The 7837-nt window shown below is 72.7% G+C and carries 8 protein-coding genes; all 8 read right to left on the reverse strand.

Going from position 1 to position 7837, the window contains the following annotated elements; translation table 11 throughout:
• Positions 1-12: 12 nt before the first annotated feature.
• Entirely contained in the window at positions 13-834 is an 822-nt protein-coding gene (locus KME79_RS09390) for a WecB/TagA/CpsF family glycosyltransferase (protein WP_246639513.1), read from the reverse strand.
• Positions 831-1754 (reverse strand): glycosyltransferase family 2 protein, encoded by a 924-nt coding sequence (locus tag KME79_RS09395; RefSeq protein ID WP_219544089.1) that lies wholly within the window; start codon positions 1752-1754, stop codon positions 831-833. Before KME79_RS09395 ends, KME79_RS09390 begins: the two co-directional genes overlap by 4 nt.
• Positions 1751-2641, reverse strand: coding sequence for a sulfotransferase family protein (locus KME79_RS09400; protein ID WP_148029114.1), 891 nt, complete (start codon positions 2639-2641; stop codon positions 1751-1753). Before KME79_RS09400 ends, KME79_RS09395 begins: the two co-directional genes overlap by 4 nt.
• A gap of 154 nt (positions 2642-2795) precedes the next feature.
• Entirely contained in the window at positions 2796-4058 is a 1263-nt protein-coding gene (gene cysN, locus KME79_RS09405; protein WP_148029113.1) for a sulfate adenylyltransferase subunit CysN, read from the reverse strand.
• Entirely contained in the window at positions 4058-4972 is a 915-nt protein-coding gene (gene cysD / locus KME79_RS09410) for a sulfate adenylyltransferase subunit CysD (protein WP_148029112.1), read from the reverse strand. The genes cysN and cysD overlap by 1 nt, the downstream gene beginning before the upstream one ends.
• Positions 4973-4992: 20 nt before the next feature.
• Positions 4993-5757, reverse strand: a complete 765-nt coding sequence (locus KME79_RS09415) for a 3'(2'),5'-bisphosphate nucleotidase CysQ (RefSeq protein WP_187280932.1) — start codon at positions 5755-5757, stop codon at positions 4993-4995.
• On the reverse strand, positions 5757-7109 hold the full coding sequence (locus KME79_RS09420) for a sugar transferase (protein WP_148034255.1): 1353 nt from the start codon (positions 7107-7109) through the stop codon (positions 5757-5759). The genes KME79_RS09415 and KME79_RS09420 overlap by 1 nt, the downstream gene beginning before the upstream one ends.
• A 204-nt stretch (positions 7110-7313) precedes the next feature.
• Positions 7314-7837: aminoacyl-tRNA hydrolase (pth, locus tag KME79_RS09425; RefSeq protein ID WP_219544090.1), on the reverse strand; the 524-nt coding region annotated here is incomplete at its 5' end.

Raw genomic sequence — 7837 nt, forward strand, 5'->3', positions numbered from 1 at the left:
CCGCCCCGGCCGCTACGCGCGCCGTCCGCGCGGCAGGCAGCGGCGCAGCGCGCTCGTGGCGAGCAGGCGCGCGGCGAAGGGCAGGTCGTCCACCAGGTAGCGCCTGGCCAGCCGCCGGGGCTCGGTCATGAGCCGGTGCAGCCACTCCAGCCCTCGGCGGCGCATCCAGGCGGGCGCGCGCGACACCGTCCCGGCCGCGAACCCGATGGCGGCCCCGCACCCCAGGAACCACGCCTCGGGCAGGTCGCGCCGCAGCTCGGCGATCAGCAGGTCCTGCCGGGGGAACCCGAAGCCGGCGAACACGATCGCCGGCCGCGCCGCCACGACCTTCCGCCGCACCCGCTCCCGTCCCTCCGCCGTCCGGTCGAACCCGTACGGCGGCGCGTCCACCCCGCGCACCTCCAGGCCGGGACAGCGCCGCGCCAGTTCCCCGGCCGCCGCCTCGGCCACTCCCGGCGGCCCGCCCAGCAGATAGACCGGCCAGCCGGCGCGCGCCGCCATCGCGCTCAACGACCAGATCAGATCCGCTCCCGTCACCCGCCCCGGCAGCGGCGTCCCCCGCAGCCGGGCCGCCCACACCAGCGGCATCCCGTCGGCCACCACCATGTCGGCCCCCGCCACGAGCTCGGCGAGCCCCGGATCCCGTCGCACGGCCCGGCAGATGTCCACGTTGGGCGTCACGATCCGCCCTCCGCGCCCCGCCGCCAGCTCGCCGGCCACCCACGCGACGACCTCTTCCTCGCCGACGGGGTCGATCCCCACCCCGCCCACGACCACCCTCGGGGCACGGGTCTTCAGGGTCTCCTGCGTACGGGACCGGGTCTGGGCGGTCAAATGCCACGTCCTCGCTGGTGAAGGAGGGAGAGGACCGCGGAGGCCGGCAGGAGACCGGCGGCGACGGCCAGGGCCAGCAGGGCGCGGGGTTCGGCGGGGCGGGCGGCCCAGGTGCGGGCGGCCCACCGGGCGGCGGCGCGGCGGCGGCGCAGCGCGGCGTGGGCGAAGGCCAACTGGCCGTAGATCCGGGCGGCGCCTCGGGAGTCGCCGGTCAGCTCGGGATGGCGGGCCAGCATCCACTCCAGCCCGGCGATCCGGTCGGACCAGCGGGAGGCGTAGTGGGAGCCGCCCCAGCGGACGCGGACCAGCGGCCGGTCGGCGCAGGCGATCGGGCGGCTCTTGGCGGCACGCAGGGCGAGGTCCCAGTCCTCGTTCTGGCCGCCGGGCGCGCTCTCGTCCACCCAGATCACCCCGCGCCTGAAGAGGAACGTCGAGGAGTGCACCATCACCATCCGCGACCTCACCAGGTCGGCCGCCGTCACCGTCTCGGTCCCGGCCCGCCTGGGCACCACCCGCCCGCCGTACTCGACCTCGATCCCGCAGCTCGCGAACCACGCCCCGGCGTCCATCGCCGCCACCTGGGCGGTCAGCTTGCCCGGCAGCCACACGTCGTCGTCGTCGCAGAAGGCGACCAGGTCGCTGCCGCACGCGGCGATCCCGGTGTTGCGCGCCCCGGGCAGCCCGGGGCTGAGCCGGTTGGGCAGGACGCGCACCGGCAGCCCCGCCACCTGGTCCTCCACCACGCGGACGTCGACCCCGTCCGCGACCACCACCACCTCGCACGCCCCCGCGTAGTCCTGCGCCAGCACCCCCTGGACGGCCTCCCGCAACCACTCGCTCCGGTCGCCCCGGGTGCAGATCACCACACCGACCGACGGGGCGGAGCCACCCCGCGAAGGACCGCCCGGTGAAGCTGTCATGTCGCGCTCCCGTACCCGTAGCGGGCTCTGAGCGGCCAGGTGAGGGCGGCGACCAGGCTCTGGCGGCGGCGCGGCAGCCCGTGGCGCCAGGTGTCGTCGCGGGAGAGCTCGATCGGCCCCGCCCCGAACCGCATCGGGTTGCCGGACGCCGTGTGGGCGGTGGTCAGGTGGGCGGTGGTGCCGTGCAGGAAGGGCAGCCGGGACGGCGGCAGCCCCAGCTCGCCGGCCAGCGCCCCGAGCGTGTCGCCGGGCGCCGCCACCAGGTCCTCGTAGCGGACCCGGGTGACGCGGGCGCCACGGCGGGCGAGCAGCTCCAGGGCGAGGTTCTGGGCCGTCCAGTGGACGGCGGTGCGCACGGGACCCCAGCGGGTCATCGGCCTGCCGTTCTCCGGGCGCTCGACCGTCCTGCCCCAGGAGTGGGCGACGGCGCGCGGCTCGCGCACGACCTGCACGATGTGCGGGTCCAGCCCGCCTTCGAGCAGGCAGTACGCGAGCGAGGCATGCTTGCTGGAGTCGACCACCAGACCGGCTCCCGCGACACCGGCCGCGGCCTCGTAGAGCAGGCGGTAGGCCCGGACGTACTCGGGGAGGTCGGCGTGGGCGCGGCCGAGCCGGCGCGTGCGGTCGACCCGGCGGCGCAGCGCCATCACCCGCCCGGCCAGCCCGGGAGTCCACCCCCCGAAGGCCCTCTCCCCCACCTGCCGCCAGAACGGGCAGGCCGGGAACGCCCGCCCGCATCCGCACGGCTCGCCGGCCAGCACACCCCGCTCCCACAGGTGCACCACCTCACCGAGCGGCGCCACCCCGGGCAGCTCGCCGAGCAGGCGTTCGAGCAGGGTGGTGCCACTGCGGCCGAGGCCGCCCAGGAAGATCACACGTGGGGTCACGGACGGAGCTCCACCTCGCGGACACGGAACGTGGAGACTCTAGCGCGGAGAGTAATCGTACGATCGCGAAACGTAAAAAGGATCTACCCACCGCGACAGAAAGCCCGGGCCTTCGGCGGAAGGCCCGGGCCGCTCTGTCGGTGCGACGTGAAGGTCAGCGGGAGTCGATGATCATGCCGGCGCCGACCGTGCCGTTGGTGGACTCGTCGATCAGGATGAAGCCGCCGGTGAGGCGGTTGCGCCCGTAGTCGTCGACGAACAGCGGCTGGGTGACCCGCAGCGTGACGCGGCCGATCTCGTTGAGGCCCAGCGAGGTGGCCTCCTCGTCGCGGTGGAGCGTGTTGACGTCGAGGCGGTACTGCAGGTCGCGCACCAGCGCGCGGGCGGTGCGGGTGGTGTGCTTGATGGCGAACTTGGAGCGCGGCGCCAGCTTCGCCCCGTCGCCCATCCAGCAGATCATCGCCTCCAGGTCCTGGGCGACCTGTGGCTGGTTGTTGGGCCGGGCGATCATGTCGCCGCGCGAGATGTCGAGGTCGTCCTCGAAGCGCAGCGTCACCGACATGGGCGGGAACGCCTCCTCCACCGGCCCGTCGAAGGTGTCGATGGCGGCGATCCGGGTGGTGAGCCCGGACGGCAGGTGGACGACCTCGTCGCCGGGCTTGAGCACGCCGCCGGCCACCTGGCCGGCATAGCCGCGGTAGTCGTGGAAGGCGTGGTCGGTGGCCTTCTGCGGACGGATCACGTACTGCACCGGGAAGCGCACGTCGACCAGGTTGCGGTCGGAGGCGATGTGCACGTTCTCCAGGTGGTGGAGCAGCGAGGAGCCCTGGTACCAGGGCATGTTCTCGGAGCGGGACACCACGTTGTCGCCGTGCAGCGCCGAGATGGGGATGAACGTCAGGTCGCCCACGTTGAGCTTCGAGGCGAAGGCGGTGAACTCCTCGCGGATCTCCTCGAAGCGGTCCTCGGAGTAGCCGACGAGGTCCATCTTGTTGACCGCGAGGACCAGGTGGGGCACCCGCAGCAGCGAGGCCAGGAAGGCGTGGCGGCGCGACTGCTCCAGCAGGCCCTTGCGGGCGTCGATCAGGATGATCGCCAGGTCGGCGGTGGAGGCGCCGGTCACCATGTTGCGGGTGTACTGGATGTGACCCGGGGTGTCGGCGATGATGAACTTGCGGCGCGGCGTGGCGAAGTAACGGTAGGCCACGTCGATGGTGATGCCCTGTTCCCGCTCGGCGCGCAGGCCGTCGGTGAGCAGCGACAGGTCGGTGTATTCGGTGCCGCGGTCGCGGGAGGTGCGCTCGACGGCTTCGAGCTGGTCCTCGAAGATCGCCTTGGAGTCGAACAGGAGCCGCCCGATCAGGGTGGACTTGCCGTCGTCGACGCTCCCCGCAGTGGCAAAGCGAAGAATGTCCATTAGAAGTAGCCCTCCCGCTTGCGGTCCTCCATGGCGGCCTCCGAGGCGCGGTCGTCGGCCCTGGTGGCCCCGCGCTCGGTGATCCGGGTGACCGCGATCTCCTCGATGATCTCCTCGACCGTGGCGGCCTTCGACTGCACGGCGCCCGTGCAGGTCATGTCGCCTACGGTGCGGTAGCGTACGACGGCCTCGAAGAGCGGCTCGTCGTCGCCGCGCTGGACCACGTCGCTGTCGGGCAGCAGCATGCCGTCGCGCTCGAAGACCTTGCGCGTGTGGGCGAAGTAGATGGAGGGGATCTCGATGCCCTCACGCCGGATGTAGTCCCAGACGTCGAGCTCGGTCCAGTTGGACAGCGGGAAGACCCGGATGTGCTCGCCCCTGCGGATGCGGGCGTTGTAGAGGTTCCACAGCTCGGGGCGCTGGCTCTTCGGGTCCCACTGGCCGAAGTCGTCGCGGAAGGAGAACACCCGCTCCTTGGCCCTGGCCTTCTCCTCGTCGCGCCGGGCGCCGCCGAAGACGGCGTCGAACTCGTGCTCCTCGATGGCGTCGAGCAGGGGGACGGTCTGGATCCGGTTGCGGGAGGCCCGCCTGCCGGTGTCCTCGGTGACCCGCCCGCTGTCGATGGCGTCCTGGACGCTCGCCACGACGAGGCGGGCGCCGAGCTCGGCGGCCCGCCGGTCGCGGAACTCGATCACTTCCTCGAAGTTGTGGCCCGTGTCGACGTGCATCAGCGGGAACGGGATGGGCGCGGGCCAGAACGCCTTCTCGGCGATGCGTAGCATGACGATCGAGTCTTTACCGCCGGAGAAGAGCAGACAGGGTCGCTCGAATTCGGCCGCCACCTCGCGCATGATGTGCATGGCCTCGGCTTCGAGTACGTCGAGCTGCGACGTCGTGTAGTCGCGCTGGAGCATGAGGGTCTTCCTCCGGCGGTTCAGCGGTGCAGGTCCCGAATCCCGGCGAGCAGTGATCGCGCCAAGTCGGGTAGGGAAACCAGGATATCGGGTAGTGAGGGGTCGGCTTGGTTATAGACCGGGGGCGTGCCGTCGATGCGGCTGGCGTGCGCCCCGGCGGCGAGCGCGACGGCCACCGGCGCGGCGGAGTCCCACTCGTACTGGCCGCCGGCGTGCACGTAGGCCTCGACCTCTCCGGTCAGCACGGCGGAGATCTTCGCGCCCGCCGACCCGATGGGCACCAGGTCGGCGCCGACGTGGTCGGCCAGCCGCCGCACGAACTCCGGCGGGCGGGTGCGGCTCACCGCGATGCGGAAGCGGCCCTCGGGGGCGGCGGGCAGCTTGGGCGGCTCGGCCGTGGTCAGCGTGCGGCCCTGGGCGGGCAGGGCGACGGCGCCGGCCGCCAGCCGGCCCCGCTCCCACAGCGCGACGTGCACGGCCCAGTCGGCGCGGCCCTCCTCGGAGAACTCGCGGGTGCCGTCGAGCGGGTCGACGATCCACACCCGGTCGGCGCTCAGCCTGCGCGGGTCGAGCCGCTCCTCACGGGTGGCCTCCTCCGACAGGACGCTGTCGTCGGGCCTGAGCCGGGCCAGCGCCTCCATCAGGAACTCGTGGGCGGCCCTGTCGCCCTTCGCGCGCAGCGCGCCGGGGTCGCCGAACCCCTCGCGCTCGCGGACCGCCAGCAGGAGAGCTCCCGCCTCGGTCGCCAGATCGGCTGCGACGGTGTGGTCGTCGCGATTCGTCATCAATATGCTCCTTGCCCACGTGCGACGGCCGACCAAGTCTTCCACAGGATCTGGAGATCAAGCGTGAGCGACCAGTTCTCCACGTAACGCAGGTCCAGTCGGACGGATTCCTCCCAGGACAGGTCGGACCGGCCCTTCACCTGCCAGAGCCCCGTCAGCCCCGGGCGGACGAGCAGCCTCCTGCGCACGTCGTCACCGTAGCGCGCCACCTCCTCGGGCAGCGGCGGACGCGGCCCGACCAGCGACATGTGGCCGAGCAGCACGTTGATGAGCTGGGGCAGCTCGTCGAGCGAGTAGCGGCGCAGGTAGACGCCGAGCGGGGTCACCCGGGGGTCGTGGCGGACCTTGAACAGCGGGCCGTCGCCGTCGCTGACCAGCGTGAGCTTCTGCCGCTCCGACCCGCGCCGCATGGTGCGGAACTTCAGGATGGTGAAGAGCCTGCCGTCGCGCCCCACCCGCGTCTGGCGGAACAGGGCCCGCCCCGGGCTGGTCGCGCGCACCGCGATCGCCAGCCCGGCCAGCAGCGGGGAAAGCAGCACCAGCAGCGAGGCGGCCACCAGGCGGTCGAACACGTTCTTGACGAGCTGGCGGGCGCCGGCCAGTTGCGGGTGCTCGACGTGCAGCAGCGGCAGCCCGGCCGCGGGCCTGATCGTGGTGCGCGGCCCGGCGACGTCCATCAGCGCCGGGGCCACCACCAGCTCCGTGTGGGTCGCCTCCAGCCGCCAAGCCAGCCGGCGCAGCGCCACGCCGTCCATCTCGGGGCAGGCGAGCACGGCCACGGTGTCGGCCTGCACCTGGTCGACGACGAGCGGCACGTCGCTGAAGTGGCCGGCCACGGGCACCTGGGTCACGCCACCGGGCGACGCGCCGTCGGGCAGGCAGGCCGCCACCACGTCCAGCCCGTGGTGGCGTTCCAGCCGGAACAGCCGCACCAGCTCGTCGATCGACGGCCCGTGGCCCACGGCCAGGACCCTGCGCATGCAGGCGCCTCCGGCCCTGCGCCGGTGCAGACTCCGGCGCAGCGCGTACCGGAACCCGAGCGTCAGCAGGGTGACCAGCGGCAGCGCGAGCACCACGTAGCCGCGGGCGACGTCGGCCTTGGTGAGGTACGAGCCGACGGCGAGGGCCGCGGTGAGCCCGACGCCGCACCGCACGATTCTCTGGAACTCCTCGGAGCCGATGCCGATCATGCGCGGCTCGTACGCCCTGTTGAGCGCGACCGCGCACACCCACACCGCCGGCAGCACCGCGCTGAGCAGAAGGTACGGCAGCGCGTAGGCGGTGACGTCGCCGAACCTGCAGCAGAAGGCGGCGGTGGCGGCGAGGCAGGCGGCGAGCAGGTCGGCGGCCATGGCGCGGATCTGGTAGCCGCGCACCCAGGTGGGCCGCCTGGGCCCCGCAGGCCAGGCGAGGGAAGGGCCGGCTTCGACGACGGCCAGCCCTTCGCCACGAGATCCCTCACGCACGCGCCCTCCCCGTGACCGATAGTTGACACACAGTCACCAGATCGTAGCGGTGGGTGAGGGGCGCCGCCCGCGAACGTCTCTATGCGGGGATCAGCGAGGAGGGCCGGAAATCTTGAGATCTGACCGGTGGAAGTCGTTCTGGGTGGCTTCGAGCCCGCGTTCCATCAGCGACTCGGCCACGTCGGCCGCCCGGTCGACGAGGAAGGGCAGGTCCTTGCGCTCGGCGGTGGCGAAGTCCTTCAGCACGAAGGCGGCGGGGTCCATACGGCCGGGCGGGCGCCCGATGCCGAACCGGACCCGCAGGTAGTCGCGGGTGCCGAGGCTCTTGGTGATGGACTTGAGCCCGTTGTGGCCGTTGTCGCCGCCGCCCAGCTTGGCGCGGAGCGCGCCGTACGGCACGTCGAGCTCGTCGTGCACCACGATGAGCCGGTCGGGCCCGATCTTGTAGAAGTCGGCGAGCGCCTTGACCGGCCCGCCGGAAAGGTTCATGTACGTCAGCGGCTTGGCCAGGACGGCGGCCCGCGTCTCCAGCGCCTCGGCCCGGCTCTTGTGCGCCTTGAACCGCCCGCCCGCGCGGGCGGCCAGCTCGTCGAGCACCATGAAGCCCGCGTTGT

It is taken from the genome of Nonomuraea harbinensis (assembly GCF_019396385.1).
GTDB classification, from domain to species: domain Bacteria; phylum Actinomycetota; class Actinomycetes; order Streptosporangiales; family Streptosporangiaceae; genus Nonomuraea; species Nonomuraea ferruginea.